The sequence below is a fragment of the Azospirillum lipoferum genome (assembly GCF_024170005.1).
Taxonomy (GTDB): domain Bacteria; phylum Pseudomonadota; class Alphaproteobacteria; order Azospirillales; family Azospirillaceae; genus Azospirillum; species Azospirillum lipoferum.
This window is the reverse complement of the sequence record NZ_JALJXJ010000007.1, coordinates 124,096-149,780: the sequence shown is the minus strand read 5'-3', so window position 1 is coordinate 149,780 and position 25,685 is coordinate 124,096. Positions and strand designations below refer to the sequence as shown.

The following is a 25,685-nucleotide window of genomic DNA, read 5'->3' as shown; positions in this document are numbered from 1 at the left end:
TAGTATAGCGGCTACCAGGATCCTCTCCATGCAAACCGATTCCAAGCAGGCCGGCACGCTCGCCGCCTTCCTGCGCGACCGCCGCACGCGGCTCGATCCGGCGGCCTTCGGCTTCACGGGGCGGCGGCGCACGCCGGGACTGCGACGGGAGGAGGTGGCGCAGCGGGCCAACATCAGCCCGACCTGGTACACGTGGCTGGAACAGGGGCGGGGCGGGGCACCGTCGGCCGACGTGCTGGACCGGATCGCGAGCGGCCTGATGCTGACCGATCTGGAGCGGGAGCATCTGTTCATCCTGGCGCTGGGCCGGCCGCCGGAGATGCGCTACCGGCCGGTGCAGGGCGTCAGCCCGCGGCTGCAGCGCCTGCTGGATTCCTTCGATGCCTGCCCCGCCTTCATCAAGACGGCGACCTGGGACGTGCTGGCCTGGAATCAGGCCGCCGCGGTGGTTCTGACCGATTACGCCACGCTTCTCCCCGAGCAGCGCAACATCCTGCGGCTGGTGTTCGGCAATCCGGCGATCCGCGCCAAGCAGAAGGATTGGGAAGGCATGGCGCGGCATCTGGTCGGGGCCTTCCGCGTCGATGCCGCGCGGGCCGGGGCGGTGAAGGAGATCGCCGATCTCGTCGAGGAGCTATGCCGGACGAGCGCCGACTTCGCCCGGTTCTGGAACGAGAACGACGTCTACGCGCCGAGCGAGGGAGTGAAGCAGCTTCAGCACCCCGCACTCGGCGCCGTCGAGATGGAATATTCCGCCTTCGCCGTCGATGGCCGCCCGGACCTTGGGCTGCTGGTCTACAACCCGCTGGACGAACAGGTTAAGGACCGCATCCGGGCCATGGTCGCGCAAAGGACCGGCACGGGGAAAGGCGGGAAACCGTCGTATCAGCGTCCGGCCGCCTGACGGCGCAGGGTCTTCAACTCCTCGAAGCGGGCTGAGACGTCGCGCATGACGGCGGCCATCCCCAGCATGGCGCCGCTGGCGTCCTTCAGCGGCACGATGGTGAACTCCACCGAGATGCGGCTGCCGTCCTTGCGGGTTGCCGGCACCGACAGCAGGTCGCCGCTGCCGTAGCGGCTCACCCCCGACTTCATCACCTCGTCATAGCCCTCCCAATGGCGCGGACGCTGCCGTTCGGGGATGATGATGTCCAGCGACTGGCCGATCGCCTCGTCGGCGGTGAAGCCGAACACCCGCTCGGCGCCCGCGTTCCAGAAGCGGATGATGCCCTCCCGGTCGGAATAGGCGATGGCCTCCGCCGGGCTGTTCAAGAGGGCCAGTCCCAGCTGTCGCAATTCTTCCTCGGTCATCGGATCCTCCCAATGGTTTGTTTGCGGTGACGCATCAGATGTCCAACACCAATCTTGCGCTTCGGGCACGCGAGACGCACAGCATCATCGTCTTGCCGGCGGCGCGCTCCGTGTCGGACAGGACGCTGTCGCGGTGTTCGGGCTCACCCTCCAGCACAGTCGTCTCGCAGGTGCCGCAGATGCCCTGCTCGCAGGACGAATCGGCCTCGACGCCCGCGGCGTAGAGGGCGTCCAGGATGCTGGTCCCCGCCGGCACCGTGACGGTCACGCCGGATCGGGCGCAGACCACCTCGAAACTGTCGTCCGATGCCGGTTCGCGGGCCGGTTCCGTACGCGGCGCGAACCACTCGAAGCGGACATCCTGCGCCGGGTCGGCGGCGGCCGCGACGGCCTCCATCAGCCGTTGCGGGCCGCAGCAATAGATCGGGACGTCGGCGGGTGTGGAGGCCAGCAGTGCGTCCACCGCCAGCCGGCGGCCTTCGTCGGCGGCATGCAGCTCGACCCGGCCGTGGGGCAGGGCGCGGAGGTCGTCGAGAAAGGGCGCCGCCGACGCGCTGCGCACGCAATAATGCAGGACCCAATCGGCCCCGCGCTCCGCCGCCCTGCGGATCATCGGCAACAGCGGGGTGATGCCGATGCCGCCGGCGATGAACAGGGAGCGCGGCGCGTCGTCGAAGCGGAAATTGTTGCGGGGCGGGGAGATGGTAAGATCGCTGCCCGGTTCCAGATCGCCATGGACGAAGCCCGACCCACGCCCGCCCGGCACCTTCAGAACGGCGATGTGGTAGGCGTGGCGGTCCGCCGGATCGCCGCACAGCGAATAGGATCGCACCGCCCCGTCCGGCAGATGGAGGTCGATATGCGCCCCCGGCTCGGCCGGCGGCAGCATCCCTCCATCGGGATCGCGCAGTTCGATCAGCCGCACTTGCGGAGTGATCTGTTCCAGACGGTGCACGCGCAGCGTCCATGGCGTCTTCGGCGCGTGCCTTGGCGTTTCCAACTGAATACCGCTCATCGTCTTGCCTGCGAGGTTTTTGCCGGTCGGGATTGGCCTGGAGTTTGGTATGCCAGATCCAATACGGCCAGCCTAAAACCTCAAGTTAACTTCAGGTCAAGCGGGAAATGCCCGTACGAACCCGCATTTGGCTGAGCGGGGATAAAATCCGCGCTCGTGTCGCAATGTTCGCTTTCCAGCAAGCATATACAAATTTTGTAGTAGGTTTAGATGCCAGCGGCAGGGATGAGCTATGGGCAAGCTGACGAACTTCGGAAAGGTGTTGGGTGATCGTCCAGGGGCGCGATCACAACCCGCCTCATTTCCACGTCAAAGGCCCCGACATCAACGCCTTGGTCGGCATCGACCCCGTCGTCATCCTCCGCGGCAGACTGCCGTCCGATTTATGGGCCGAGGTCCAGGCCTGGGCCATCGCCCACGGCGCTGCACTGGTCGCCGCCTGGAACACCCTCAACCCCCAGATTCCCACCGCCTGAAAGGAAGGTCCCCATGTCCGCAGGCTTCGTCGTCGGCATCGACTCCCGCCCCGTACCACTGATCGAGCAGGTAGAGGCCGGTCCCGACGCCTATGTTCTCTCCGTGACCTGGAAAGATGGCGGCAGAACCAGCATCGATCTGTCCGGCTGGATCGCCCTGCACGACATTGAGGCCCTCCGCGTCTTCAGCGTCTTCAACAAGCCCGAGATCGGCGAGCACGGCGACACCGTCCATTGGGCCGGGGATGAGGATCTGTCGATCGACAGCGTGCATCTGGAACTGCTGGCCGAACAGCAGCGGTTCTTTGGCATCGACGAGCTGGTGGCATGGCAGGAGCGGCACGGCCTGTCCAACCAGGAGGCGGCCGACGTGTTCGCGCTCCACGTCAACACCTGGATCAACTACCGCAACGGCACCACTCCGGTGCCCCGCGCCCTGGCGATCGCCTGCCGCGCCATCGACCGCGACCCCTTGCCGATTGCCGCCTTCCTGCGGCCTCGCCGTCCCGGCCGGCCACCTGCTGCGGCCGAGTAGGAAGGGGCGGCGATGGCCGCATCGGGGCGCGGGATCGAAGAGCAGGTTTCGGCAGACTGCTAATGGCCTTCCAGTGCCGCCACCACCGCGGCGCTGGGGGCGGTCCAGCCGACGATGCCGCCCTGGGCGCGGATCATCGCCAGGGTCGCCGCCTTGAAGGCCGGGAAATAGCTGTCGGTGGCGTCTTCGACCAGCAGGCATTCGAAGCCGCGGTCGTTGGCCTCGCGCATGGTGGTCTGCACGCAGACCTCCGTGGTGACGCCGGCGAAGATGAGATGGCTGGTGCCCAGTTCGGCCAGCGCGTCGGCCAGCGGCGTGGCGTAAAAGGCGCCCTTGCCGGGCTTCTCGATGACGATCTCGCCCGCCAGCGGGGCCAGTTCCGGGATGATGTCGCTGCCGGGCTCGCCGGCCACCAGGATGCGGCCCATCGGTCCCGGATCGCCGATGCGCAGCGGCCCGCCGCCACGGTTGAGCTTGGACGGCGGGCAGTCGGACAGGTCGGGCCGATGGACCTCCTTGGTGTGGATGACCGGCAGTCCGCGGGCGCGGAAGGCGTCGAGCAGCGCACGGGTCGGCGCCACCGAGGGGCGCAGTTGCGTCACGTCGTTGCCCAGGGCCTCGCCGAAGCCGCCGGGTTCCAGGAAATCGCGCTGCATGTCGATGACGATCAGCGCTGTCCGCGCCAATGGAAAGGGGAAGGGGTAGGGCAGGGCGGGGATCGTCAGCATGGCGGCAACTCCGTCCATCGTCATTATATTCAGTGGCCGGCCATGCAGCGCCCGATGACCGTCAGGTCGGCGGCGGCCGGGGTGGTCTCGTGGACGATGGCGCCGTGCGACATCACCACCAGCCGGTCGGACAGCTCCAGCAGCTCGTCGAGATCCTCGCTGACCAGCAGCACCGCGGTGCCGCGGTTGCGCGCCTCGACGATCTGGGCATGGATGTCGGCGACCGCGGCGAAATCCAGGCCGAACACCGGGTTGGCGGCGATCAGCACATCGACCTCGCGCGACAGCTCGCGGGCCAGCACGGCGCGCTGGACATTGCCGCCGGACAGGGTGGCGATCGGCGCGTCCGGTCCGGTGGTCTTCACCCGGTAGCGGGCGATCAGGTCGAGTGCCGCGCGGCGCATCGCCGCCGGGTCCAGCCACCATCTGCCACGCGCGATCGGCGGCTCGTCGAAGCTGCGGAAGGCCATGTTCTCCGCCACGCTCATGCCGGGCACGCAGGCATTGCGCAGCGGCTCCTCCGGCAGGCAGTGGACCTTGTGGCGCCGCATCTCCTCCCGCGTCGCGCGGTAGGGCTCGTCACCGATGGACACGCTGCCGGCGGTGGCGGCGCGCTGGCCGGCCAGCACCTGCACCAGCTCGACCTGCCCGTTGCCGGATACCCCGGCGACCCCGACGATCTCGCCCATGCGCACCGTCAGATCGACGCCATGCAGCGCCGGCAGGCCGCCGTCGTCGTCGGCGCGCAGGCCGGCAATGCGCAGCCGCGCCGCCGTTCCGGGCGGGCCGCGGCGTTCGACCGGCACCGCCGTGCTGCTGTCGCCGATCATCAGCCGGGCGAGGCTGTCGGGCGTGTGGTCGGCGACCGCCCCCGACCCGGCGAGCCGGCCACGCCGCAGCACGGTGACATCGTCGGCGAAGGCCATCACCTCGCGGAACTTGTGGGTGATGATCAGCACGCTGAGCCGCCCCGCCAGCGCCATGCCGCGGATCAGCCCCAGCATCTCGTCGGCCTCGTCCGGGGTCAGGACCGAGGTCGGCTCGTCCAGGATCAGCACGCGGGCGTCGAGGTAGAGCTGCTTGACGATCTCCGCCTTCTGCTTGTCGCCGGCGGCAAGCGTGGCGACCGGCGCGTCGACGTCGACGGTGAAGGGCATGGTGTCGAGGAAGGCGGCGAGCCGCCGCCGCTCCGCCCGCCAGTCGATCACGGCGGGGACGCTGGCCCGCGCCATCACCAGATTCTCCAGCACCGTCATGCGCGGCACCAGGGTGAAATGCTGGTAGACCATGCCCAGCCCGTGGGTCTGGGCGGCGCGCGGGTCGCCGATCACCACCTCGCGGTCACCGACCACCACCGCGCCCTCGTCGGGCCGGTAGAAGCCCATGATGCACTTCACCAGCGTGCTCTTGCCGGCGCCGTTTTCGCCCAGCAGCGCATGGACGGTGCCGGGGCGCAGCTTCAGCGACACGGCATCGAGCGCGGTGAAGGCGCCGAAACGCTTGGTGATCGCCACCGCCTCCAGCCCCGGCGCGGGTGCGCCGTCGGCGGGGCCAAGCGGGATGATCGGCTGAGGAACGATCCGGGACATCACGTTCATGGCAGTGCCTCGATGAAGCCGCGGGAGTCGGCGACGGCGCCGAAGACGCCGCCCTGCATCGTCACCATCTTGACCGCCGCCGCGTGGTTGCCGGGATCGGTGGCGCCGCAGCAATCGGCCAGCAGCAGGCATTCGAAGCCGCGGTCGTTCGCCTCGCGCATCGTCGTGTGGACGCAGACATCGGTGGTGATGCCGGTCAGCACCAGATTGCGGATGCCGCGGGTGGTCAGGATCAGTTCCAGGTCGGTGGCGCAGAAGCTGCCCTTGCCCGGCTTGTCGATCACCGGCTCGCCGGGCAGCGGCGCCAGTTCGGGGATGATCTCCCACCCCGGTTCGCCGCGGACCAGGATGCGGCCGCAGGGGCCGGGGTCGCCGATGCCGGCGCCGATCCGCCGCGACCGCCAGCGCTTGTTGGCCGGCAGATCCGACAGGTCGGGCCGATGCCCCTCGCGGGTGTGGAGGATGTGGTACCCGCCGGCCCGCATCGCCGCCAGCACCGCCCGGATCGGCTCGATCGGCGCGCGGGTCAGGCTCAGATCGTAACCCATGCTGTCGACATAGCCGCCGGTGCCGCAGAAGTCCGTCTGCATGTCGATGACGATCAGCGCGGTGTTGGCCGGCGTCAGGTCGCCGTTGTAGGGCCAGGGATAGGGTTCGGCCGGCACGAAACGCTCGGTCATGGCGGATCTCCTATCGGGTGACGGACAGTTCGGCCGGCGCCCCGGCCAGCCGGTGGCGCGAGGACGAGGTGGCGATCATGATGGCGAGCGTCAGGACATAGGGGGCGGCGTTGAACAGGTGGTAGCCCTGCGTCACCCCGACCGATTGCAGCGCCGGCCCCAGCGCCCCGGCCCCGCCGAACAGCAGCGAGGCCCAGACGCACAGCACCGGATCCCAGCGGGCGAAGATGACCAGCGCCACCGCGGTGATGCCCTGGCCGCTCGACAGCCGTTCGTTCCAGCTGCCGGGATAGGACAGCGACAGGAAGGAGCCGCCGACCCCGGCGAAGAAGCCGCCCGCCGCGGTGGCGAGCAGGCGCACCCGGTTGATCTGGTAGCCCATGGCGCGGGCGGCCTCGGCGCTCTCGCCGACGATGCGCAGCACCATGCCCCAGCGCGTGGTGCGCAGCCCCCACAGCAGCAGCGGCGCCAGCGCCAGACCGACCAGGAACAGCGGGTTGATGTCCAGCGCCGAGCGCACCTGCGCCGAGCTGCTCCACCAGCCGAAGGGGATGGCGGGCAGCTGCGGCGCCTGCGGCTGGATGAAGGGCTTGCCGAGGAAGAAGGCCAGCCCGGTTCCCAGCAGCATCAGGGCGATGCCGACCGCGATGTCGTTGACCCGCTCCAGCGCGCAGATCATCGCGTGCAGCGTGCCGAGCAGGGAGCCGGCCAGCCCGGCGACCAGCACCCCGGCCCAGGGGTTGCCGGTCAGGTATGCGGTGGCGTAGCCGCTCATCGCGCCCATCACCAGCGTGCCTTCCAGGCCCAGATTGATGCGCCCGCTCTTCTCCGTCAGGCATTCGCCCAGGCTGACGAACAGGAAGGGGGTGGAGACGCGGATGGCCCCGGCCAGCACGGCCAGCGGCACCCCCCACCATCCCAGCGACGCGTGGTCCATGCTCAGGCCTCCTTGGTGGCGGGGGTGGCGGTCGGCCGGGCGAAGGTGAACAGGTGCAGGCGGCCCCGCATCGCCTCGCTCGCCAGCAGGACGACGAAGATGATGCCCTGCAACACCAGCACCGAGGCGTCGGGCAGATCCAGCCGGCGTTGCAGCAGGCCGCCGCTGGCGCCGATGCCGCCGAACAGCACGGCGACGGGGATGACCGCCAGCGGGTTCTGCCGGGCGAGGAAGGCAACGAGGATGCCGGTGGAGCCGTAGCCGGCGACCAGCGAGGCGCTGGCCCGGCCATGCACCGCCGCGACCTCCACCATGCCGGCCAGCCCGGCCGCCGCCCCGGCCAGCGCCGTGGTGACGACCAGCAGCCGGCCGACCGGCAGCCCGGCCATCCGCGCCGCCCGCGGATTGCCGCCGACCATGCGGGCGGCGAAACCGAAGGTGGTCCGCCGCATCAGCACCCAGGCCGCCACGGCGCAGACGATGCCGGCCACCAGCCCCCAATGGACGCTGCTGCCCGGCAGGGTGCCGATCATGTAGGCGTCGGCCAGCGGCGGGGTGGAGGGTTTGTTGAGGCTGGACGGGTCCTTCAGCGGCCCTTCCACCATGTGGTTCAGCACGGCGATGGCGATGTAGGTCAGCAGCAGGCTGGAGATCGTCTCGTTGACGCCGCGCCACTGGCGCAGCGCTCCGGCCCCGCCGATCAGCAGAGCGCCGCCGGCCATGCCGGCCAGCGCCATCGCCGGCAGGACCAGCGCCGCCGGCGCGCCGTTCAGCGCCATCCCCGCCGCCGCCGCCGCCAGCGCCCCCAGCACCAGCGCCCCCTCGCCGCCGATGATCACCAGCCCGAGCTGGGCCGGCAGCGCCGTGCAGAGCGCGGTCAGGATCAGCGGTGCTGCCCGGGTCAGCGTGTTCTGCCAGGAGAACCAGGTGCCGAAGGCGCCCCGGTACATCAGCTGGTACATCTCCACCGGATCGACCCCGACGAGCGCCACGAAGGCGCCGAACAGGGCGAGCGACACCGCCACCGCCGCAACCGGCAGCGCCAGGGCTGAGAGGGGTGCAGACAGGGTTGCGGACAGTCTGGTCACGGCACCGTGCAGGAACGGTCGCATCGGCGGCACTCCCGGCTATTCTGCTGCGGTCAGGAGATTGAGCCGGTCACGCCCTCGACCAGCCAGTTCATCGATTCCAGCGCGATGTCAGTCTGGCCGTGGCTCTTGCCCTCGGCGATCACGCTGTTGCCCTTGTTGTCCTTGATCGGCCCCTTGTAGATGACGAAGCTGCCGTCCATGAACTTGGCCTTGACGTCGTCGGCGTGCTTGCGCGCGGCGTCGGACACCGCCGCGCCATAGGGGGAGGTCTTGATGATGCCTTCCTTCAGCCCGCCGCGCACGAGGTTGGGCGGCTTGATCCCGCCCTGCACCATCTTCACGAAGTCGGTGTAGACCTTGGCCCAGTTCCATTCGGCGCCGGTCAGATAGCCCTTGGGCGCCAGCGTCGCCTGGCTGGCATGGTAGCCGGTGCAGAAGACGCCGCGCTTCTCGGCGGTCTCGACGATCACCTTGGGGCTGTCGACATGGCAGGTCAGCACGTCGGCGCCCTGGTCGATCAGGCTGTTGGCCGCCTCCGCCTCCTTGACCGGCATCGACCAGTCGCCGGTGAAGACCACCGCGGTGGTGATCGCCGGGTCGACCGAGCGGGCGCCCAGCGTGAAGGAGTTGATGTTGCGCAGCACCTGCGGGATCGGCTTGGCGGCGACAAAGCCCAGCTTCTTCGACTTGCTGGCATAGGCGGCGACGATGCCCGACAGGTATTCCGCCTCGTCGATATAGCCGAAATAGCTGCCGACGTTGGCCGGGTGCTTGCCCGGCGTCCACAGCCCGCCGCAATGCAGGAAGGTCAGGTCGGGGTGCTTCTTCGCCTCCTTCAGCACATAGGGGTCGAAATAGCCGAAGGAGGTCGGGAACAGCAGCGAGGCGCCGTCGAGGTTGATCATGCTCTCCATGCTGTTCTCGACGTCGATGGTCTCGGGGACCTTCTCCTCCTCCAGCACCTTGACGCCGGGCATCGCCTTGACGGCGGCGGCCCCTTCGGCATGGGCCTGATTGTAGCCGTAATCGTCGCGCGGGCCGACATAGAGGAAGCCGATCACCAGGGTCTTCGCCATGGCCGGCGTCCAGGGCAGGCCGGCGCCGAGCGCCCCCAGTCCACCGGCCGCCGTCATCGTCTTCAGAACGGAGCGGCGGGAAAAGCGCAACGCGTTGCCCATGGTGCATACCCCTTGTCTTGTGGTGCAGGTTTGCCGGGAACATCCGCAAAACCTGTGCCACGGGAGGGGAGGGCAGCCAGGGCGGCCGGAATCCGGCCGGATTGTATTCAAGAGTGGGGTCGGGCCCGTCTGCAAACCTGTTTGTATGCCCGTTTTTTCGCCTTGGCGCCGGAATCTGCCTGCGCAGCGGTCAAAAAGGGCGCGCGCGGATCATCAAGAAGCGGGCGCCGCAACAACCATTTTTCATTAACTTACTGATTTACAAAGCCTCTGTTTCAGGCAGGGCCCTGGACACTCTGCATGCATTCGTGCATGCAAGGTGGCGCCTGCCTTCCGAGTGACCGCTCAGCCGGACGACCGGCCGACGTAATCGGCCGAGGCATCGCCGACCGTGGTGACGTGCAGGCGCAGCGCGTGATAGGCCGCCTCGCCGTCGCCATGCAGGATGGCGCGCACCACCGAATCATGCTCCAGCCAGGACAGCGACAGCCGGCCGCTGACGCGGAACTGGGCACGGCGGAACGGGCGCAGGCGCTGGCGGATCGCCTGGGCGGTCTCCTGCATGTAATCATTGTGCGCCCCGGCGTAGATGGCGGAATGGAACCGGGTGTTCATGGCGTCATAGGCCTCGCGGTCGCCGGCACGGGCCAGCGCCCCGGCCTCCGCATGCAGGGCGGCCAGCCGCTGGCGCTCCTCCGCCGTCATGCGCTGGGCGGCGAAGCGGGCGCAGGCCGCCTCGATCTCGCCCATCACCTCGAACATCTGCGCCAGCCGTTCCGGGGTGATGGAGGTGACGACGACCCCTTTGTTGGGGCGCACCTGCACCAGCCCGGTGGCGGCCAGCAGCTTGAACGCCTCGCGCACCGGGGTGCGGGAGACGCCGAAGCGGGCGGCCAGTTCCTGCTCGTCCAGGCGGACGCCGGGCAGCAGGCGGCCGTCCAGGATGTCGTCGGCCAGGTGCCGGCGCAGGGTTTCGGCCAGCGTGCCGCGGGACTGGCGGTCCAGCGGCTCGGTGGGATCGTCCTGTTCCAGGCGCAAACCGGGTCCGGCCTGCAAGGTCATGGCTGGGTGTATCCTCTTCCCGCGGTGCCGGCCCTCGAATGCCGGTGATCATGCGCGCTGCCGTGATATACATGGAATGCGCGCAATGGTTCCAGCATGGCGTATCGCCGCAGCCAATCCGCGCAGGCCCGGAGTCTTGACCTGTCCGTCAGGGCGTCGGCCCCAGGCTCACATGGGCGGCGACGATCCGCCAGCCGTCGGGCATCCGCACCCAGCTCTGGCTCTGCCAGCCGATGCGCCCGGTGGCGGTGCGGCGGTAGGCGCACAGCGCCGTGGCGAAGCGGTCGCCGAAGCTGGTGATCACCACCCTTTCCAACACGCGGGCGAGGTCGGAAACGTCGCGCCCGCGGCGGAAGGCGGCGATGGCGTCGATGCCGTAGGCGGGACCGTCGGCGCCGAAGCGCACCGTGCGCGGATCCTGCCAGAACAGCGCGTTCAGGGTGGCGACGTCGTTGCTCATCAGCGCCACCTCGTACCGCTCGAAGGCCGCCGTCACCGCGGCGATCACGTCGGGCCGGTTGATCTCCGCATCGTCGGTCACGGCGTTCTGGGAATCCATGCTGGTCATCCTTTCCGTCTGCAAACAGGTGGCGCCTGCGCCATATTGCATGCAAGACTGCATGCAGGCCAGCCCCCGCCGCTCTGCTTGCCCCCTCTCGCTGCCGCTGTCACAGCGCCTTTCCGGATGGGAGTCCCCGACGCATGACCGATCCCGCCTTCGATCCAGTCCTCCATATGGAGGCGATGGCCCCTGCCTGCGGGCTGACGATCGCCGACGCCCACAAGCCGGGGGTGGCGGCCTTCCTGACGCTGGCCCAGGCCATGGCCACGAAGCTGATGGCAGCACCGCTGGCCGACGACGCGTTGGAATCGGCCCCGGTGTTCACGCCCGGTCAGACTTCTTCCGGTCAACCCCCGTCGGGTGACGCATGAGCGCCGGCATCCTCGCACTCCCCGCCTGGGAGATCGCCGCGACGGTGCGCGGCGGCAGCCTGTCCGCCGCCGCCGTCACCGAGGCGGCGCTGGAGCGCATCGCGCGGCTGAACCCGGTGCTGAACGCCTTCACCGACGTCACCGCCGACCGGGCGCGGGCCGAGGCGGCGGATCTCGACGCCCGCATCGCCGCCGGGGCGGATCCCGGACCGCTGGCCGGGGTGCCGGTGGCGGTCAAGAACCTGTTCGACATCCGCGGGCTGCCGACCCGTGCCGGTTCGCTCATCAACCGGGAGCGTCCGCCCGCCGGCGCCGACGCGGTGCTGCTGCAACGGCTGGCACGGGCCGGGGCGGTGCTGGTCGGCGGGCTCAACATGGGCGAGTACGCCTATGACTTCACCGGCGAGAACGCCCATGACGGCGCCTGCCGCAACCCGCATGATCCGGCGCGGATGGCCGGCGGCTCGTCGTCGGGCTGCGGGGCGGCGACGGCGGCGGGGCTGGCCCCCCTGTCGCTGGGGTCGGACACCAATGGGTCGATCCGGGTGCCGTCCTCGCTGTGCGGCATCTTCGGGCTGAAGCCGACCTACGGGCGGCTGACCCGGCACGGCAGCTTCCCCTTCTGCGACAGCCTGGACCATCTCGGCCCCTTCGCCCGCTCGGCGCGCGATCTGGCGCTCGCCTATGACGTGCTGCAAGGCCCGGCGGAGGGCGACCACGCCTGCGCCGGCCGGCCGGTGGAACCGGTGTCGCCCATGCTGGAAACCGGTCTGGAAGGGCTGCGCATCGCCGTCGCCGGCGGCTATTTCTCGCGCGGCGGCCTGCCGGAGGCGCATGACGCGGTGGAACGCGCCGCCCAAGCGCTCGGCACCGATCGGGTGGTCGAGCTGCCGGGGGCGGAGCTGGGCCGGGCGGCGGCCTACATCATCACCAACGCCGAAAGCTCGGCCTTCCATCTCGACCGGTTGCGGACACGGGCCGGCGACTTCGACCCCGACACGCGCGACCGCTTCCTGGCCGGCGCCCTGCTGCCGGCGGCGTGGTACGTCCAGGCCCAGCGGGTGCGGCGCTGGTATCACGAGCAGGTGATGGCGCTGTTCCGCGAGGTCGACGTCCTGCTGGCCCCGGCCACCCCCTGCACCGCCCCGCTGGTCGGCCAGAAGACGATGGTGCTGGATGGCCGCGAGATGCCGGTGCGGCCGCATCTGGGGCTGTTCACCCAGCCGATCTCCTGCATCGGCCTGCCGGTCTGCGCCGTGCCGATGGCGCTGCCGGGCGCGCTGCCCATCGGCATCCAGGTCATCGCCGCCCCGTGGCGGGAGGGCCGCTGCCTGATGGTCGCCGCGGAGTTGGAGCGGCTCGGCCTCGCCCGCGCGCCGTTGGCCGAACCGGCTGAGGTGTGATCTGAAAATTGCATGCAATATGTCCGTTATTGACGTGAAGCAGCGCAGCATTCATGCTTCAACAGCCAGATTGCATGCAATAATGGTCGGCTGACCGGAATCGGCTCTCCACCGGCATTGCCCGCCCGAACAAGGAGTGTTCCCATGTCACCGCTCCCCAGCAGCGCCGCCGGTGCGTCCGATGCCGTTCGTCTCGATCTCGCGGCGCTCGATCAGGGCTACCGCGACGGAACGCTGACGCCGGGGATGGTCGTCCGCACCGTGCTGGACCGGATCGCGGCGGCCGGCGAGGATCATGTCTGGATCCACCGCGTGCCGGCCGCCGACCTGCTGGCGCGGGCCGCGTCGCTGGAGGCGCTGACGGCGGCGGAGCGGACGGCCCTGCCGCTCTATGGCGTGCCGTTCGCGGTCAAGGACAACATCGACGTCGCCGACATGCCGACGACCGCCGCCTGTCCTGAATACACCTACATTGCGACCGACACGGCGACGGCGGTGCAACGCCTGCTCGACGCCGGGGCGATTCTGGTCGGCAAGACCAACCTCGACCAGTTCGCGACCGGGCTGGTCGGCGTCCGCTCCCCCTATGGCGTGGCGCGCAACCCGATCGACCCGCTGTGCGTTCCCGGCGGCTCCAGCTCCGGATCGGCGGTGGCGGTGGCGTCGGGGCTGGTCAGTTTCTCGCTCGGCACCGACACCGCCGGCTCCGGCCGGGTGCCTGCCGCCTTCAACAACATCGTCGGACTGAAGCCCACCAAGGGGCTGGTCAGCACCGCCGGTGTGGTGCCGGCCTGCCGCTCGCTGGATTGCGTGTCGGTCTTCGCCCTGACGGTGGAAGACGCGATGGACCTGCTGGCGGTGATGGCCGGACCCGATCCGCTCGACGCCTACAGCCGGGCGGCGCCAGCGGTGCCGGCCGCCCCGCGCGTGCCCTTCCGCTTCGGCGTGCCGGCCGCCGGCCAGCTGCGCTTCTTCGGCAATGCGGAGGCCGAGCGCCTCTATCGCGCGGCGCTCGACCGGCTGTCGGCGCTGGGCGGCGTGGCGGTGCCCATCGACTTCGCCCCCTTCGCCGAAGCGGCGGCCCTGCTCTACAGCGGCCCCTGGGTGGCGGAGCGCACGGCGGCGGTCGGCGAATTCCTGGCCGATTACACCGATGCCGGGCTGGAGGTGACCCGCGGCATCATCGAAGGCGGACACAAGCACGATGCGGTGGGCTGCTTCCGCGCCATGTATCGCCTGGAAGCCCTGCGCCGCGACACGGCACCGGTGTGGGACGCCATCGACCTGCTGGCGGTGCCGACTACCGGAACGATCTACACGGTGGCGGAGGTGATGGCCGATCCCGTCACGCTCAACACCAACCTCGGCACCTACACCAACTTCACCAACCTGCTGGACCTCTGCGGCATCGCCATTCCCAGCGGCTTCCAGGCCGACGGCCGGCCGGCCGGGCTGACCTTGCTCGCCCCCGCCTTCCGCGAAGCCACCGTCGCTGCGGTGGCGGGCGCCGCGCACCGGGCAGCGGGGGTGGCGATGGGGGCGACCGGTCTGCCCCTGCCGCCAGCCCGGCCGGTGTCCTACGGCGGCGAGGGGCTGATTTCCCTGCTGGTGATCGGCGCGCATCTGAGCGGCCAGCCGCTGAACCCGCAATTGACCGACGCCGGCGGACGGCTGGCCGGGGCGGTGACGACGGCACCGCGCTACCGCCTCTACGCCCTGCCGGGGGAACCGGCGCGACCCGGCATGCTGCGCGTGGCGGACGGCGGCGTTGCCATCCCCGGCGAGCTGTGGGAGCTGACGCCGGCCGCCTTCGGGCACTTCGTCGCCGGGCTGCCGCAGCCGCTGTGCATCGGCACGGTCGAACTGGCCGACGGCCGCATGGTCAGCGGATTCCTGTGCGAGGCGGTCGACACCGTGGGTGCCCTGGATATTTCAGGCTTCGGCGGCTGGCGGGCCTATCTGGCCCGATGATCCGGCATTCCCCGCGGCCAGCAGCGCATCGATCCTGTCGCGCAGCGCCAGCAGTGCAGACCGGTCCGCCTCCGCCAGATCCGGCGCGGCGTCGATCCGGTCCAGCTGGCGGGCGCAGCGCCGCACCGCCGACAGGGCGCGCGGCAATGCCGGCAGGGCCTCGCGCCGCATCCGCCGCGCCTGCCGCACGGTGAGCGCGCCGCCCCTCGCCTCCCGCCATAACGCCGCCTGTGCCTCCGCGTCGCGCACCCGCGCGACCTCCACCAGCAGGGAGCGCGAGACCACCCGCCGCACCTGCGCATACTCCGCCTTGATCCAGTCCGGCAGCCGGTTCAGGCTCAGCAGGTCGCCGACCCAGCTGGTGCTGCGTCCGACCAGCCGGGCCAGCGCCTCGCGCCCCCAGCCCTGCTCCACGAGGCGCTGGAGCGCTTCGGCCAGTTCCAGCGCGTCCAGACCCTGGCGCTGCGTGTTCTCCACCAGCGACAGCACCGCGGCGCTTTCATGGGACACCGCCACCGCCGGCACCCCGGCCCGGCCGAGCGCCTGCACCGCACGCAGCCGCCGTGCCCCGGCCAGCAGCTCGTACCGCCCGTTTCCCAGCGGACGAACGACGATGGGCTGCAACAGCCCGACCTCTTCGATGGAGCGGGCGAGCGAATCGAGATCCTCGTCGTCGATGCGGCGGCGGGCGTGGCTGTCGGGCACGGTGATGGCGGCGACGGCGATGCACGCGACGTCGCCTATGGCGGCAAGGCTCATGGCGCAAGACCTCCTCGGGCTGCGGGCCTGGGCAGGCACGCAGCGGATGGGGCAGGGGATGTGTCGGGGAAGCCGCGGGCGCAGTTGGCCCGCCGACGGCAGCGATCCTGCCAAACTATAGGAATATTGTCAAGGCCGTGAGGGCCGCTCTCACGCTTCAGAAGAGTGCCTTATTGGACGAGGCTGCCTTGGTCGTGGGAGAAGATCGGACCCAATTCGCCCCGCCTGCGTGTATTCGTCGACTGGCAGAACAGGATCTTTGCGGGAAACCTGCAATCGGGTTGGTCTGAGGGCCCATGGGGTGGCTGGCGGTCATCCCGGACTTTCTGACCGCCAATGACGATTTCATTCGCGTCATCCCCTCCGACCAGATGTTCAGCACCGAGGTCTGGCTGGTGACCTACGCCGACCTGATCGCCTCCGCCCGGGTTCGAGCCGTCGCGGATTTTCTCTCTGAACAGGTGATGCGGTCGAACCCCGAGCTTTCCGGGCGCTGGACGGGGGCCTGACGGGAGGCGCCGATGGCGGCGCCTCCTTCGCTTGGCCGGATATGGGGCGGGATCCGGGTGGCCGATCAGGCTTTCAGTTTGTAACCCGTGCGGAAAATCCACCACACGATGGCCAGACAGATCACCAGCAACAGGGCGGTCATGGCCAGGCTCAGGGCAACGGGGACATCGGCGGCGCCATAGAAGCTCCAGCGGAAACCGCTGACCAGATAGACGACCGGGTTGAACAGGGTGACCTTCTGCCAGAAGGGCGGCAGCATGCTAATCGAATAGAAGCTCCCGCCCAGGAAGGCGAGCGGCGTGACGATCAGCATCGGTACGATCTGCAGCTTTTCCCAGCCGTCGGCCCAGATGCCCAGAATGAAGCCGAGCAGGCTGAAGGTCACCGACGTCAGCATGAGGAAGGCGATCATCCAGAACGGGTGGGCGATGGAGAAATCGACGAACAGCCGCGCCGTCAGCAGGATCAGCGTTCCAAGGATGATGGACTTGGTCGCCGCCGCGCCGACATAGCCGATCACCGTTTCGAAGGCCGAGACGGGGGCCGACAGCAGCTCGTAGATCGTGCCGGAATAGCGTGGCATGTAGATGCCGAAGGACGCGTTCGACACGCTCTCCGTCAGCACCGACATCATGACCAGGCCGGGGACGAGAAATGCGCCGTAGCTGACGCCCTCGACCGAGGCGAAACGGCTGCCGATCGCCGCCCCGAAGACGATGAAGTACAGCGAGGTGGAGATCACCGGGCCGGCGATGCTCTGGAACAGCGTGCGCCAGGTGCGGGCCAGTTCGAAGACATAGATGGCCTTGATCGCATGAAGGTTCATGCCCGTTCCCTCACCAGACTGACGAAGATCTCCTCCAAGGAACTCTCCTGGGTGTGCAGGTTCGTGTAGGTGATGCCGTGGTCGCCGAGCTTGCGGAGCAGCCCGGCGATGCCGGTGCGCTCCTGTTGCGTGTCGAACCTGTAGACCAGTTCCCGCCCGTTGTCCGACAGGGTCAGCGGATAGTCCGCGAGTTCGGCCGGGATGGCGTCCAGCGGAGCCTGCAACTGCAGGGTCAGCAGCCGCTTGCCCAGCTTTTCCATCAGCGCGGCTTTCTCCTCCACCAGCACGATCCGCCCGCCGGAGATCACGCCGATGCTGTCGGCCATCTCCTCGGCCTCTTCAATATAGTGGGTGGTCAGGATGATGGTGACGCCGCTGTCGCGCAGGCGCCCGATCATCTCCCACATGCCGCGGCGAAGCTCCACATCGACGCCGGCGGTCGGCTCGTCCAGGAACAGGATGCTCGGCTCGTGCGACAGCGCCTTGGCGATCAGCACGCGCCGCTTCATGCCGCCGGACAGCGCCATGACCTTGGTGTCCTTCTTGTCCCACAGGGACAGGTCCTTCAGGATTCTCTCGATCACCGCAGGGTTGGGAGGCTTGCCGAACAGGCCCCGGCTGAAGCTGACGGTCGCCCAGACGCTCTCGAACGCCTCGGTCGTGAGTTCCTGCGGGACCAGGCCGATCAGCGAGCGTGCGGCGCGCCAGTCGCGCTGGATGTCGTGGCCGTCCACCGTCACGCGGCCCGCCGTCGCCCGGACGATGCCGCAGACGATGCTGATCAGCGTCGTCTTGCCGGCACCGTTTGGCCCCAGCAGCGCAAGGATCTCGCCGCGGCGAATGTCGAGATCGACTCCTTTCAGTGCCTGGAAGCCGGATGCGTAGGTCTTCTCCAACCCACGGATCTCAATGATAGGCTGCATGTCTTCCCTCGGCTTGGGGCTGTCACCCGGTTGCGGACGCCACCGGGGCGGCGCCACCATAACGCCCGGCCGCACCCGGCGGAATTCGAACCTGAGTGGTGGTGACCGGCACGGCCCGGCGGTGGGGCAGGTCAGCGGGCGCAGGAGGGATCGAGGATCCATTCGGCGCTGTCGTTCCAGACATCGGTTTCGACGATCAGCCCGTCCCGCACCACGAAACGGTCGACATAGCGGTTGTCGTCGAAAGGCGTGCCGTCCGGCCAGGCGCCGTACAGGTAGCCGAGGCTGTAGACGATGGTTTCCGTCTCGCCCGGCACCACGTCATAGCGCTCGATCCGCTTCTTCACCCATTTGTAGCGGGCGGCGTTGAAGCCGGTCGGCCCGCTCGGCGTATCGAAAACGCGATGCCCGGTGAAGCGGCAGATGAAACCCGGTGCCACATATTTGGCCGCGCGCACGGGATCGGGAGCCATGGAGGCCTCCAGGTAATCCTTCACGGCCTGCAGATCGCGTTCGGTCGTCTCACTCATCGGGACCTCCGTAAATGTCGGCATATTGGTATCAAAACGGCATGCGATTTTCGCACGCAAACGACACGCCGGATTTTGCCGCTTCTTCCCATGGTGCCGGCAGCCATGCAGCCGCCTGATTCGGGCCGATGGATCTGGTAAAGGCGTCCGCCGACGATTAGCTTGTAAAACAAATCATCGAAGATCGCCCCGGCGGCCACCGGCCGCGGGTGGGCAGGAAGGGATCGGACGCCATGTCGAAAGCGATGCGCATCCATCAGGGAAGCTTCGGCCGCGTCGCCCTGCTGGACATGGACAACGCGCTGATCCATCACGCGCATCCCCATTGCCATGTGCTGATCAAGGCGTCCGGCGCCGATACCCGCTTCGCGGTGGGGGAGCAGCTCTATCCGCTGCGCGACGATACCGCGGTTCTGGTCAACAGCTGGGAGGCCCATTCCTACGCCCACCAGCCGGGCGCCCCGCGCACCGTGATCCTGGCGCTGTACATCGAGCCGCGCTGGCTCGGCACCATGCAGCGGGAACTCAACGCCAGCGGCAATCCCGGATTCTTCGCGCAGTCCTGCGGCGAGCTGACGCCCCATATCCGCCGGCTGGCCGACCGCATGGCGGCGGAACTGCTGTATGACGACCCGTCGGGCGAGCGGATGGAGGAGGCGCTGTTCGATTTGATGATCGCCATCATCGACCGCTTTTCCGAATGGCGGACGCTGGGCGGCGGGCGCTATGCCGCGCCGGCGGCCGGCGACTTCCGCATCCGTCAGGCCATCCGTTTCATGAGCGGAACGCTGGGCGAGGAGTTCGATGCCGGCCGGGTCGCCGCCGCCGCCGGCCTGTCGCGCGCCCACATGTTCCGGCTGTTCCAGCAGACGATGGCGATCACCCCGGCGCTCTATTTCAACGTGCTGCGGATGGAGGCGGCCATCGACGCCATGGCCGCCGGACTGGAGAGTGCCACCGAGGTGTCCGGCCGGCTCGGCTTTTCGGCGCCCAGCCATTTCAGCCGCTTCTTCCGCAACCACCAGGGCGTGACGCCCACCGAATACCGCCGCGTCGTCAACCTGCTGGACCGGCCGGGTGTTGGGCGGCCGGAAGCCGGGCATGCGTGAAAATGAGACGCTAGGGTAAATCGCGACACTCCACGGTAAAAGCTTTGCTGGGCGAACGGTCTAGTCTTCTCCGGTAACTGGAGGATGACGATGACGGCCACGCAGACCGCCATTCAGATCTTTGAAATAAGGGACGATCCGGTTCCGGCCCAGGGGGCGGGGCGGCCGGCGGGCGCATGCTCGACGGCGCGCAGCACCTGCTGACCGGCCGGTTCCTTGAAAAGCCGGTCACTCCGGGCTGGACCGAAGAAACCCGCATCCTTCGATTGCAAACCGGTCTTCAAGGGGATCTGAGCCCCGGCAGGCCGGCATCGGCATGAGCGCCCGCCAGCGAACGAGCGGGCGTCGCTTTTCCAACAACAGGGCGCGGCATTGCGCCAGTGAGGGAGACCATCCATGTCCAAGAACGCTTTTCCGCGGTCAGTCCATGCCCTGTCGCCGCTGCTGGCCCTGCTGATGGCTTCGGGCGCGGCCCCTGGCGCGGCGCAGGCCGCCGATCCGATCCGCATCGGGGTGGTGACCCCGCTGTCGGGCACCTACGCGCCGATCGGCCAGCAGGTCCGCTGGGGTCTGGAGCTGGCGACGAAGGAGGTCAACGCCGCCGGCGGCGTCATGGGACGCCAGATCGAGCTGCTGTTCGAGGACGAGGAGGCCAATCCCGCCGTCGCCACCCAGAAGGCGGAGAAGCTGTTCCAGGTCAACAAGGTCGATTTCCTGACCGGCACCGTCAATTCCGGCTCCACCCTGGCGGTCGGGCAGCTCGCCGAGCGCAACGGCCGGCTGATCGCCACCACCGTGTCCTTCTCCGACGCCATCACCACCGACAAATGCTCGCCCAACGTCTTCCGGGTGAACGCACGGGCGGGGCAGCAATCGGCGGCGCTGGCGGAATGGCTGGCCAAGGACAAGCCGAAGGCCAAGGTCTATTATCTCGGCCCCGATTACGAGATGGGACGGTCCACCGTCGCGGCCTTCAAGTCGGCGGCGGAGAAGACCGGCGCGCAATCGACCGGCGAGGTCTTCGCGCCGCTCGGCAGCAAGGACTATTCGCAGTATTTCGGCCAGCTCCGCGCCGCCCGCCCCAGCGTGCTCTACACCTCCACCGCCGGCAACGACACCGTGCGGCTGCTGACGCAGATGAGCGAATACGGGCTGCTGCGCAACCTGACCATCGTCGGCGCGTCGGGCACCGTCACCGCCCAGAACATCGGTGCCATCGGCAAGGCGGCCGACGGCTTCGTCACCGGCGTCGGCTATTCGGCGGAGCTGGCGACGCCGGAGAACCAGGCCTTCGTCGCCGCCTTCCGCAAGGAATACAACACGGCCCCCGACCTCTACGGCGCCGACAGCTACGGCCTGATCGGCTTCTTCAAGGCGGCGGTCGAGAAGGCCGGCGGCACCGACACCGACACGCTGCGCAAGGCGATGGAGGGGCTGAGCTGGACCACGCCGCAGGGCAGCAAGACGATGCGGGCCGGCGACCATCAGGCGATCCAGGACATGTATGCGGTGCGCATCGCATCCGACGGCACCAGCAACCGCTTCGACGTGGTCGGCACCGTCCCGGGCGACGCGGCCATCGGCCCGGACCTCTGCACCCGCTTCTGAGGACGCCGTCAAGGAGCCTGCGGCCATGGCCGAACTCATCGACTATCTGCAATTCGTCCTGGCGCCGCAGGCGCTGAACGGTCTGTCGCTCGGGGTTGCCGTCGTCCTGATGGCGCTGGGCCTGACCATCATCTTCGGGCTGCTGGACGTCATCAACATGGCCCATGGCGAGTTCTACGCCATGGGCGCCTTCCTGGCGCTGACGCTCGCCGGGCTGGGCGTCGGCTTCTGGGCGCTGCTGGTGCTGGTGCCGCTGCTGATGCTGCCGATCGGCTGGCTGGCCGAGCGCTGGCTGATCGCGCGGGTCTTCCACAGCCGCGACCGCCACATCCTGACCCTGCTGCTGACCTTCGGGCTGGGCATGATCCTGGAAGATCTGCTGAAGCTGGTCTACGGCCCCAACACCCAGCGGCCGGAGAACCCGATCGAGGGCGGCACCGAAATCCTCGGCATGTTCCTGCCCAACTACCGGCTGTTCCTGATCGGCTTCGGCCTCGCGCTGATCGCCGCGGTCTGGCTGGTGGTCTTCCGCACCGGGCTCGGCGCCATGGTGCGGGCGGCCGCCTTCGACAAGGACATGGCCTCGTCGCTGGGGGTGCCGGTGCGGCGAGTCTATGCCGGCACCTTCGCCTTCGGGGTGGCGCTGGCCGGCCTGTCCGGCGTGCTGCTGGCGCCGATCTATTCGGTGTTCCCGACCATGGGGCGCGACTTCATCCTGATGGCCTTCACCGTGGTGATCGTCGGCGGCATGGGGTCGATCCAGGGGGCGGTCGTCGCCGGCCTGCTGCTGACCCAGGTGCAGGCGCTGTCCAGCCTCTACATCTCGCCGGTCTGGTCCGATCCGCTGGTGTTCGGGATCATGGTGCTGGTGCTGATGGTCCGGCCGCAAGGCCTGTTCGGGAGGCTCGGACATGCCTGAAGCCACCACGTTGCGCACCCTGTCCGACCCCGGCCACGCCGGGCCGGCGTCCCGGCTTTCCCGTCTGGCCCCGGTCCATTGGCTGGCGCTGATCTTCCTGGTGGCGGCGCTGGGTTTCGCCGCCGTCGCCTGGGCGACCGGCAACGGATTCTACCTGCGTCTGGCGACCGAGGCGCTGATCTTCGCCGGGCTGGCGATGAGCGTCGACCTGCTGCTTGGCTACACCGGCCTGCTGTCGCTGGGGCAGGCGCTGTATTTCGGGTTGGGCGCCTATGTCTCCGCCCTCGTCCTGCGCGACGTCGCGCCCAGCTTCTGGCTGGCGATGGCGGCGGCCCTGCTGGCGGGCGGCATGGCCGGCCTGATCGGCGGCGTCATCGCCAACCGGGTGAAGGGCGTCTATTTCGCGCTCATCACCTTCGGGCTGGCCCAGGTCGCCGCCAAGACCGTCTACAATACCCGCGCTCTCGGCGCCTCGGATGGGCTGATCGGCATCCCGCAGATCCGGGTCGGCTTCGGGCCGGTCAGCCTCGACACCGCCGACCCGCTGTCCTTCTTCCTGCTGGTGCTGGGCCTGACCGTGACCGCCTATGCCGGGCTGTCCTACCTGATGGACGCGCCGTTCGGCCGGACGCTGGCCGCCATCCGTGCCAACGAGAAGCGCGTGCCGTTCCTGGGCTTCAACGCCTGGCGCTACAAGCTCGCGGTCTACGTCCTGGCCGCCTGCGTCGCGGCGCTGGCGGGGGCGCTCTACCCGATGTTGCGCGGCTTCGTCTCGCCCGAGCTGATGTTCTTCGAGACCTCCGGCAACGCGGTGATCACCGTCATCGTCGGCGGCGTCGGCACGCTGGTCGGGCCGGTGATGGGCAGCCTGCTGCTGACCGCCCTGCGCTCGGTCGTCGGGTCCTGGACCGAGCATCATCTGATCGTCGTGGGGGTCATCTTCATGCTATCCGTCATCTTCCTGCGCAAGGGGCTGGTCGGCGCCCTGCTGGCCCGGCTGAGCCGCCGCGGCGAAGCCGGGAGGACGGCGCCATGACGGCAGCCTCCCTCAAGACGACCCCTATCACGGCAACGGCCGGCAATGCCTGCGCGCTCGGCGTGCGCGACCTGTCGGTGAATTTCGGCGGACTCCAGGCGGTGGCGGGTGTCGGTTTCGAGGCCGCCGCCGGGCGGATCACCTCGGTCATCGGCCCCAACGGGGCGGGCAAGAGCACGCTGTTCAACCTGATCAGCGGCGCCATCCGGCCCACCGGCGGCAGGGTGACCCTGGACGGCGTCGACGTCACCGGGCGTTCGCCCGACCGGCTGCTCGCCGCCGGGCTGGCGCGGTCCTTCCAGATCACCAACCTGTTCTTCGAGCTGCCGGTGCTGGAAAACCTGCGGATCGCCGCGCAGGTGCTGGAGCGGCCCTGGCACGCGCTGCGTCCGGTCGGCCACAGCCGCCGGGCGCTGGCCAAGGCCGACGCGCTGCTGGAACGCTTCGGCCTGTCGGCCAAGGCGCGCGAGCTTGCCGGCAATCTCTCCCACGGCGAACAGCGGCGGCTGGAGATCGCGGTGGCGCTGGCCGCCGAACCGCGGGTTCTGCTGCTGGATGAGCCGACCCAGGGCATGAGTCACGGCGACACCGCGGACACCGGCGCGCTGATCCGCTCGCTGGCCGGCGACCTGACCGTGCTGCTGATCGAACACGACATCGGGCTGGTGATGAGCCTGTCGGACCATGTCGTGGTGATGGCCCAGGGCCGGAAGATCGCCGAAGGACCGCCAGCGGTAGTGCGCGCCGATCTCGCCGTACAGGCCGCCTATTTCGGACACGGGTGACCCCCATGCTTTCCATCGAGAATCTGCACGCGCATTACGGCCTCAGCCATGTCCTGCAAGGGGTGTCGCTGCATGCCGGGCCGGGCGAGGTGGTCGGGCTGTTCGGCCGCAACGGCGTCGGCAAGACCACCATCCTGAAATCCATCGCCGGCTGGGTGCCGGCCAGTTCCGGCGCGATCCGTTTCGGCGGCGTCGATCTGGCTGGGCAGACGCCCGACGCGATCGCCCGCCTCGGGCTTGGGCTGGTGCCGGAGGACCGCCGCATCTTCCCCGGCCTCAGCGTCGAGGAGAATCTGCGGCTGGGGCTGCGGCAATGCCCCGGCCGGGCACGGCGGGAGAACGAACAGGCGATCGGACGGGCCTTCGCCCGCTTCCCCCGGCTGGCCGAACGGCGGCGGCAGCTCGGCACCACCCTGTCCGGCGGCGAGCAGCAGATGCTGGCGATGGCCCGCGTGATGGTGGGGACCGCCAGACTGCTGCTGATCGACGAGCCGACGGAAGGTCTGGCGCCGATGATCGTCGACGAGATCTTCGCGATCATCACCGAGTTGAAGCGGGCGGGATTGACCATCCTGCTGGTGGAGCAGAACATCCACCGCGCCCTGGATGTCGCCGACCGATTCTATGCGGTGGAACGGGGCCGCATCACGCTGCATGGCGAGGCGGCCTCGCCCGCCGACCGCGCCCGGCTGATGGAGATGGTCGCCGTATGATCCGGCGGGCCGATCCGATGTCCCGTCACCCGATGGCGGGAGTGAATATCCGGTCGCTGGTCCCGCGGCCGTCGCTCCGGCGGCTTTCCTCGATCACCCAACGGCGGAAGCGGTCGCGACGCTCATCCGGCTTGCGCCGGCTGGCAGTGACGAGGAAATAGCCCCGTTCCGTCTGGACCGGCCGGTCGAGCAGGGCGACCAGATGCCCGTCCCGCATCAGGTCATCGATCAGCGGGCTCCATCCCAGCGCCACCCCCTGGCCCATCAGGGCAGCCTGCAGGACCAGAGGGTAATTGTTGAAGGTCAGATCCTGGCCGCCGGCCGGCACCGCCAGCCCGTGCAGGGAGAACCAGTCTCCCCAGGCCAGCCAGGCGGCCGGCCCGCGGCTTTCCAGATGCAGGAGCGGCAGCGACGCCAGATCGGCCGGGTCGGCGGTCCCGCCGGCGCCCCCACTGGCGGAGAACGGGGCCCGGCTCGCCCGGAAGGCAGGGCTGCAGACCGGTAGGACCCGTTCGGGAAACAGGAGTTCCGCCTCGCAGCCGGGCCAATGGCCGTGACCGAAGGTGATGGCGATGTCCGCCGCCTCGCGGCGCAGGTCGATCGCGCTCTGCATCGTCACGATCCGCACGTCCAGCTCGGGCAGAAGCTGGCGCAGGGCGCCGAGGCGCGGCAGCAACCAGCCGGCGGCGAAGCCGAAATCGGTGGCGACGTTCAGCACGCCCGGCCGTTGCCTGTCGCGGATGTGGGTCACCGCATCGCCGATGCCGTCCAGCGCCTCCCGCGTCGCCTCGTAAAGCCGCACGCCGTCCGGCGTCAGCGCGACCCCGCGATGAAGGCGGCGGAACAGTGCCGTCCCCAGTTCCGCCTCCAGCCAGCCGATCTGGTGGCTGACGGCCGACTGGGTGCAGGCAAGCTCGCGGGCGGCGGCGCTGAAGCTGAGCAGCCGGCCGGCCGCCTCGAAGAAAAGCAGGGTGCGCAGCGGCGGCAGGCGGTCCTTTCCCATGAGCACCCTTCATACCGGCATGATCAGACAGGGGCTTCACGACCCC

The 25,685-nt window shown here is 69.1% G+C and carries 28 protein-coding genes and 1 pseudogene; 14 read left to right on the top strand and 15 right to left on the bottom strand.

Annotation, left to right across the window (positions count from 1 at the left end; all coding sequences use genetic code 11):
- Nucleotides 1-28 precede the first annotated feature (28 nt).
- Nucleotides 29-904, top strand: a complete 876-nt coding sequence (locus J2848_RS16995; protein ID WP_149232299.1) for a helix-turn-helix transcriptional regulator — start codon at nucleotides 29-31, stop codon at nucleotides 902-904.
- On the opposite strand, the gene J2848_RS16990 is transcribed toward J2848_RS16995, so the two are convergent.
- Both J2848_RS16990 and J2848_RS16985 read right to left on the bottom strand, forming a co-directional pair.
- Entirely contained in the window at nucleotides 886-1,311 is a 426-nt protein-coding gene (locus tag J2848_RS16990) for a PAS domain-containing protein (protein WP_149232300.1), read from the bottom strand. The genes J2848_RS16995 and J2848_RS16990 overlap by 19 nt on opposite strands.
- Before the next feature lie 34 nt (nucleotides 1,312-1,345).
- Nucleotides 1,346-2,266, bottom strand: coding sequence for a PDR/VanB family oxidoreductase (locus J2848_RS16985; protein WP_246193948.1), 921 nt, complete (start codon nucleotides 2,264-2,266; stop codon nucleotides 1,346-1,348).
- A 326-nt stretch (nucleotides 2,267-2,592) separates the two neighbouring features.
- Here J2848_RS16985 and J2848_RS16980 point away from each other — a divergent pair, with 326 nt between their 5' ends.
- Together J2848_RS16980 and J2848_RS16975 are read left to right on the top strand one after the other, a co-directional pair.
- Complete coding sequence (locus tag J2848_RS16980) at nucleotides 2,593-2,802, top strand: DUF4160 domain-containing protein (protein WP_149232301.1); 210 nt, start codon at nucleotides 2,593-2,595, stop codon at nucleotides 2,800-2,802.
- Nucleotides 2,803-2,815: 13 nt separating this feature from the next.
- Nucleotides 2,816-3,337: a DUF2442 domain-containing protein gene (locus J2848_RS16975; protein WP_149232302.1), complete on the top strand. Its 522-nt coding sequence runs from the start codon at nucleotides 2,816-2,818 to the stop codon at nucleotides 3,335-3,337.
- A gap of 59 nt (nucleotides 3,338-3,396) precedes the next feature.
- On the opposite strand, the gene J2848_RS16970 is transcribed toward J2848_RS16975, so the two are convergent.
- From J2848_RS16970 to hpxZ, 8 genes are all read right to left on the bottom strand, one after another.
- On the bottom strand, nucleotides 3,397-4,065 hold the full coding sequence (locus J2848_RS16970) for a cysteine hydrolase family protein (protein WP_149232303.1): 669 nt from the start codon (nucleotides 4,063-4,065) through the stop codon (nucleotides 3,397-3,399).
- A gap of 29 nt (nucleotides 4,066-4,094) precedes the next feature.
- On the bottom strand, nucleotides 4,095-5,663 hold the full coding sequence (locus tag J2848_RS16965; protein ID WP_149232304.1) for an ABC transporter ATP-binding protein: 1,569 nt from the start codon (nucleotides 5,661-5,663) through the stop codon (nucleotides 4,095-4,097).
- Nucleotides 5,660-6,343 (bottom strand): biuret amidohydrolase, encoded by a 684-nt coding sequence (gene biuH, locus J2848_RS16960; RefSeq protein ID WP_149232305.1) that lies wholly within the window; start codon nucleotides 6,341-6,343, stop codon nucleotides 5,660-5,662. The genes J2848_RS16965 and biuH overlap by 4 nt, the downstream gene beginning before the upstream one ends.
- Before the next feature lie 10 nt (nucleotides 6,344-6,353).
- Nucleotides 6,354-7,280, bottom strand: a complete 927-nt coding sequence (locus J2848_RS16955) for an ABC transporter permease (RefSeq protein ID WP_149232306.1) — start codon at nucleotides 7,278-7,280, stop codon at nucleotides 6,354-6,356.
- Between the two features lie 2 nt (nucleotides 7,281-7,282).
- Entirely contained in the window at nucleotides 7,283-8,392 is a 1,110-nt protein-coding gene (locus J2848_RS16950; RefSeq protein ID WP_246193949.1) for an ABC transporter permease, read from the bottom strand.
- 29 nt (nucleotides 8,393-8,421) lie between these two features.
- Complete coding sequence (locus J2848_RS16945; protein ID WP_149232308.1) at nucleotides 8,422-9,549, bottom strand: BMP family ABC transporter substrate-binding protein; 1,128 nt, start codon at nucleotides 9,547-9,549, stop codon at nucleotides 8,422-8,424.
- 345 nt (nucleotides 9,550-9,894) lie between these two features.
- On the bottom strand, nucleotides 9,895-10,611 hold the full coding sequence (locus J2848_RS16940) for a GntR family transcriptional regulator (protein WP_149232309.1): 717 nt from the start codon (nucleotides 10,609-10,611) through the stop codon (nucleotides 9,895-9,897).
- Between the two features lie 148 nt (nucleotides 10,612-10,759).
- Nucleotides 10,760-11,170 carry an oxalurate catabolism protein HpxZ gene (gene hpxZ / locus J2848_RS16935; protein ID WP_149232310.1) on the bottom strand — a complete coding sequence of 137 codons (411 nt, stop codon included), beginning with the start codon at nucleotides 11,168-11,170 and terminating at the stop codon, nucleotides 10,760-10,762.
- Nucleotides 11,171-11,313: 143 nt separating this feature from the next.
- Here hpxZ and J2848_RS36290 point away from each other — a divergent pair.
- The 3 genes and pseudogenes from J2848_RS36290 to atzF form a co-directional block, all read left to right on the top strand.
- A pseudogene (locus J2848_RS36290) lies at nucleotides 11,314-11,436 on the top strand (AtzG-like protein); the annotation flags it as partial.
- A 104-nt stretch (nucleotides 11,437-11,540) separates the two neighbouring features.
- A complete protein-coding gene (locus J2848_RS16925; protein ID WP_211103178.1) occupies nucleotides 11,541-12,947 on the top strand; it encodes an AtzE family amidohydrolase in 1,407 nt (468 codons plus the stop codon).
- Nucleotides 12,948-13,091: 144 nt separating this feature from the next.
- On the top strand, nucleotides 13,092-14,918 hold the full coding sequence (gene atzF, locus J2848_RS16920) for an allophanate hydrolase (protein ID WP_149232312.1): 1,827 nt from the start codon (nucleotides 13,092-13,094) through the stop codon (nucleotides 14,916-14,918).
- Here the strand turns inward: atzF and J2848_RS16915 are convergent.
- Nucleotides 14,880-15,677: a ParB/RepB/Spo0J family partition protein gene (locus tag J2848_RS16915; protein WP_149232313.1), complete on the bottom strand. Its 798-nt coding sequence runs from the start codon at nucleotides 15,675-15,677 to the stop codon at nucleotides 14,880-14,882. The genes atzF and J2848_RS16915 overlap by 39 nt on opposite strands.
- A gap of 296 nt (nucleotides 15,678-15,973) precedes the next feature.
- On the opposite strand from J2848_RS16915, the gene J2848_RS16910 reads away from it, so the two are divergent.
- Nucleotides 15,974-16,186, top strand: a complete 213-nt coding sequence (locus J2848_RS16910) for a type 2 periplasmic-binding domain-containing protein (RefSeq protein WP_246193950.1) — start codon at nucleotides 15,974-15,976, stop codon at nucleotides 16,184-16,186.
- Nucleotides 16,187-16,251: 65 nt separating this feature from the next.
- Here J2848_RS16910 and J2848_RS16905 read toward each other — a convergent pair whose 3' ends face one another.
- The 3 genes from J2848_RS16905 to J2848_RS16895 all read right to left on the bottom strand — a co-directional run bounded on the left by J2848_RS16905 (nucleotide 16,252) and on the right by J2848_RS16895 (nucleotide 18,466).
- Entirely contained in the window at nucleotides 16,252-17,013 is a 762-nt protein-coding gene (locus J2848_RS16905) for an ABC transporter permease (RefSeq protein ID WP_149232314.1), read from the bottom strand.
- Nucleotides 17,010-17,936: an ABC transporter ATP-binding protein gene (locus J2848_RS16900; RefSeq protein WP_149232315.1), complete on the bottom strand. Its 927-nt coding sequence runs from the start codon at nucleotides 17,934-17,936 to the stop codon at nucleotides 17,010-17,012. The genes J2848_RS16905 and J2848_RS16900 overlap by 4 nt, the downstream gene beginning before the upstream one ends.
- A gap of 131 nt (nucleotides 17,937-18,067) precedes the next feature.
- The gene (locus J2848_RS16895) at nucleotides 18,068-18,466 is read right to left on the bottom strand and encodes a nuclear transport factor 2-like protein (RefSeq protein WP_149232316.1); all 399 of its coding nucleotides are present in this window, start codon (nucleotides 18,464-18,466) and stop codon (nucleotides 18,068-18,070) included.
- Nucleotides 18,467-18,699: 233 nt separating this feature from the next.
- Between J2848_RS16895 and J2848_RS16890 the strand changes: the two genes are divergently transcribed.
- From J2848_RS16890 to J2848_RS16860, 7 genes are all read left to right on the top strand, one after another.
- Nucleotides 18,700-19,575 (top strand): AraC family transcriptional regulator, encoded by an 876-nt coding sequence (locus J2848_RS16890; RefSeq protein ID WP_149232317.1) that lies wholly within the window; start codon nucleotides 18,700-18,702, stop codon nucleotides 19,573-19,575.
- Nucleotides 19,576-19,751: 176 nt separating this feature from the next.
- Nucleotides 19,752-19,895 carry a hypothetical protein gene (locus tag J2848_RS16885; RefSeq protein ID WP_170307086.1) on the top strand — a complete coding sequence of 48 codons (144 nt, stop codon included), beginning with the start codon at nucleotides 19,752-19,754 and terminating at the stop codon, nucleotides 19,893-19,895.
- A 76-nt stretch (nucleotides 19,896-19,971) separates the two neighbouring features.
- The gene (locus J2848_RS16880) at nucleotides 19,972-21,183 is read left to right on the top strand and encodes an ABC transporter substrate-binding protein (RefSeq protein ID WP_149232318.1); all 1,212 of its coding nucleotides are present in this window, start codon (nucleotides 19,972-19,974) and stop codon (nucleotides 21,181-21,183) included.
- A 25-nt stretch (nucleotides 21,184-21,208) separates the two neighbouring features.
- Nucleotides 21,209-22,102 carry a branched-chain amino acid ABC transporter permease gene (locus J2848_RS16875; protein WP_149232319.1) on the top strand — a complete coding sequence of 298 codons (894 nt, stop codon included), beginning with the start codon at nucleotides 21,209-21,211 and terminating at the stop codon, nucleotides 22,100-22,102.
- Nucleotides 22,095-23,138: a branched-chain amino acid ABC transporter permease gene (locus J2848_RS16870; RefSeq protein WP_149232320.1), complete on the top strand. Its 1,044-nt coding sequence runs from the start codon at nucleotides 22,095-22,097 to the stop codon at nucleotides 23,136-23,138. Before J2848_RS16875 ends, J2848_RS16870 begins: the two co-directional genes overlap by 8 nt.
- Nucleotides 23,135-23,923 carry an ABC transporter ATP-binding protein gene (locus J2848_RS16865; RefSeq protein ID WP_149232321.1) on the top strand — a complete coding sequence of 263 codons (789 nt, stop codon included), beginning with the start codon at nucleotides 23,135-23,137 and terminating at the stop codon, nucleotides 23,921-23,923. The genes J2848_RS16870 and J2848_RS16865 overlap by 4 nt, the downstream gene beginning before the upstream one ends.
- Nucleotides 23,924-23,928: 5 nt before the next feature.
- Nucleotides 23,929-24,636 carry an ABC transporter ATP-binding protein gene (locus J2848_RS16860; RefSeq protein ID WP_149232322.1) on the top strand — a complete coding sequence of 236 codons (708 nt, stop codon included), beginning with the start codon at nucleotides 23,929-23,931 and terminating at the stop codon, nucleotides 24,634-24,636.
- Between the two features lie 25 nt (nucleotides 24,637-24,661).
- Here J2848_RS16860 and J2848_RS16855 read toward each other — a convergent pair whose 3' ends face one another.
- Complete coding sequence (locus J2848_RS16855; protein ID WP_149232323.1) at nucleotides 24,662-25,639, bottom strand: choline sulfate utilization transcriptional regulator; 978 nt, start codon at nucleotides 25,637-25,639, stop codon at nucleotides 24,662-24,664.
- Nucleotides 25,640-25,685: the final 46 nt, after the last annotated feature.

Excerpts from the sequence above, each read along its gene's own strand:
- J2848_RS16995 (WP_149232299.1), top strand. The coding sequence starts at position 29 with ATGCAAACCGATTCCAAGCAGGCCGGCACGCTCGCCGCCTTCCTGCGC.
- J2848_RS16990 (WP_149232300.1), bottom strand. The coding sequence starts at position 1,311 with ATGACCGAGGAAGAATTGCGACAGCTGGGACTGGCCCTCTTGAACAGC.
- J2848_RS16975 (WP_149232302.1), top strand. The coding sequence starts at position 2,816 with ATGTCCGCAGGCTTCGTCGTCGGCATCGACTCCCGCCCCGTACCACTG.
- J2848_RS16970 (WP_149232303.1), bottom strand. The coding sequence starts at position 4,065 with ATGCTGACGATCCCCGCCCTGCCCTACCCCTTCCCCTTTCCATTGGCG.
- J2848_RS16965 (WP_149232304.1), bottom strand. The coding sequence starts at position 5,663 with ATGAACGTGATGTCCCGGATCGTTCCTCAGCCGATCATCCCGCTTGGC.
- biuH (WP_149232305.1), bottom strand. The coding sequence starts at position 6,343 with ATGACCGAGCGTTTCGTGCCGGCCGAACCCTATCCCTGGCCCTACAAC.
- J2848_RS16955 (WP_149232306.1), bottom strand. The coding sequence starts at position 7,280 with ATGGACCACGCGTCGCTGGGATGGTGGGGGGTGCCGCTGGCCGTGCTG.
- J2848_RS16950 (WP_246193949.1), bottom strand. The coding sequence starts at position 8,392 with ATGCGACCGTTCCTGCACGGTGCCGTGACCAGACTGTCCGCAACCCTG.
- J2848_RS16945 (WP_149232308.1), bottom strand. The coding sequence starts at position 9,549 with ATGGGCAACGCGTTGCGCTTTTCCCGCCGCTCCGTTCTGAAGACGATG.
- J2848_RS16940 (WP_149232309.1), bottom strand. The coding sequence starts at position 10,611 with ATGACCTTGCAGGCCGGACCCGGTTTGCGCCTGGAACAGGACGATCCC.
- hpxZ (WP_149232310.1), bottom strand. The coding sequence starts at position 11,170 with ATGGATTCCCAGAACGCCGTGACCGACGATGCGGAGATCAACCGGCCC.
- J2848_RS16925 (WP_211103178.1), top strand. The coding sequence starts at position 11,541 with ATGAGCGCCGGCATCCTCGCACTCCCCGCCTGGGAGATCGCCGCGACG.
- atzF (WP_149232312.1), top strand. The coding sequence starts at position 13,092 with ATGTCACCGCTCCCCAGCAGCGCCGCCGGTGCGTCCGATGCCGTTCGT.
- J2848_RS16915 (WP_149232313.1), bottom strand. The coding sequence starts at position 15,677 with ATGAGCCTTGCCGCCATAGGCGACGTCGCGTGCATCGCCGTCGCCGCC.
- J2848_RS16910 (WP_246193950.1), top strand. The coding sequence starts at position 15,974 with ATGGGGTGGCTGGCGGTCATCCCGGACTTTCTGACCGCCAATGACGAT.
- J2848_RS16905 (WP_149232314.1), bottom strand. The coding sequence starts at position 17,013 with ATGAACCTTCATGCGATCAAGGCCATCTATGTCTTCGAACTGGCCCGC.
- J2848_RS16900 (WP_149232315.1), bottom strand. The coding sequence starts at position 17,936 with ATGCAGCCTATCATTGAGATCCGTGGGTTGGAGAAGACCTACGCATCC.
- J2848_RS16895 (WP_149232316.1), bottom strand. The coding sequence starts at position 18,466 with ATGAGTGAGACGACCGAACGCGATCTGCAGGCCGTGAAGGATTACCTG.
- J2848_RS16890 (WP_149232317.1), top strand. The coding sequence starts at position 18,700 with ATGTCGAAAGCGATGCGCATCCATCAGGGAAGCTTCGGCCGCGTCGCC.
- J2848_RS16885 (WP_170307086.1), top strand. The coding sequence starts at position 19,752 with ATGCTCGACGGCGCGCAGCACCTGCTGACCGGCCGGTTCCTTGAAAAG.
- J2848_RS16880 (WP_149232318.1), top strand. The coding sequence starts at position 19,972 with ATGTCCAAGAACGCTTTTCCGCGGTCAGTCCATGCCCTGTCGCCGCTG.
- J2848_RS16875 (WP_149232319.1), top strand. The coding sequence starts at position 21,209 with ATGGCCGAACTCATCGACTATCTGCAATTCGTCCTGGCGCCGCAGGCG.
- J2848_RS16870 (WP_149232320.1), top strand. The coding sequence starts at position 22,095 with ATGCCTGAAGCCACCACGTTGCGCACCCTGTCCGACCCCGGCCACGCC.
- J2848_RS16865 (WP_149232321.1), top strand. The coding sequence starts at position 23,135 with ATGACGGCAGCCTCCCTCAAGACGACCCCTATCACGGCAACGGCCGGC.
- J2848_RS16860 (WP_149232322.1), top strand. The coding sequence starts at position 23,929 with ATGCTTTCCATCGAGAATCTGCACGCGCATTACGGCCTCAGCCATGTC.
- J2848_RS16855 (WP_149232323.1), bottom strand. The coding sequence starts at position 25,639 with ATGGGAAAGGACCGCCTGCCGCCGCTGCGCACCCTGCTTTTCTTCGAG.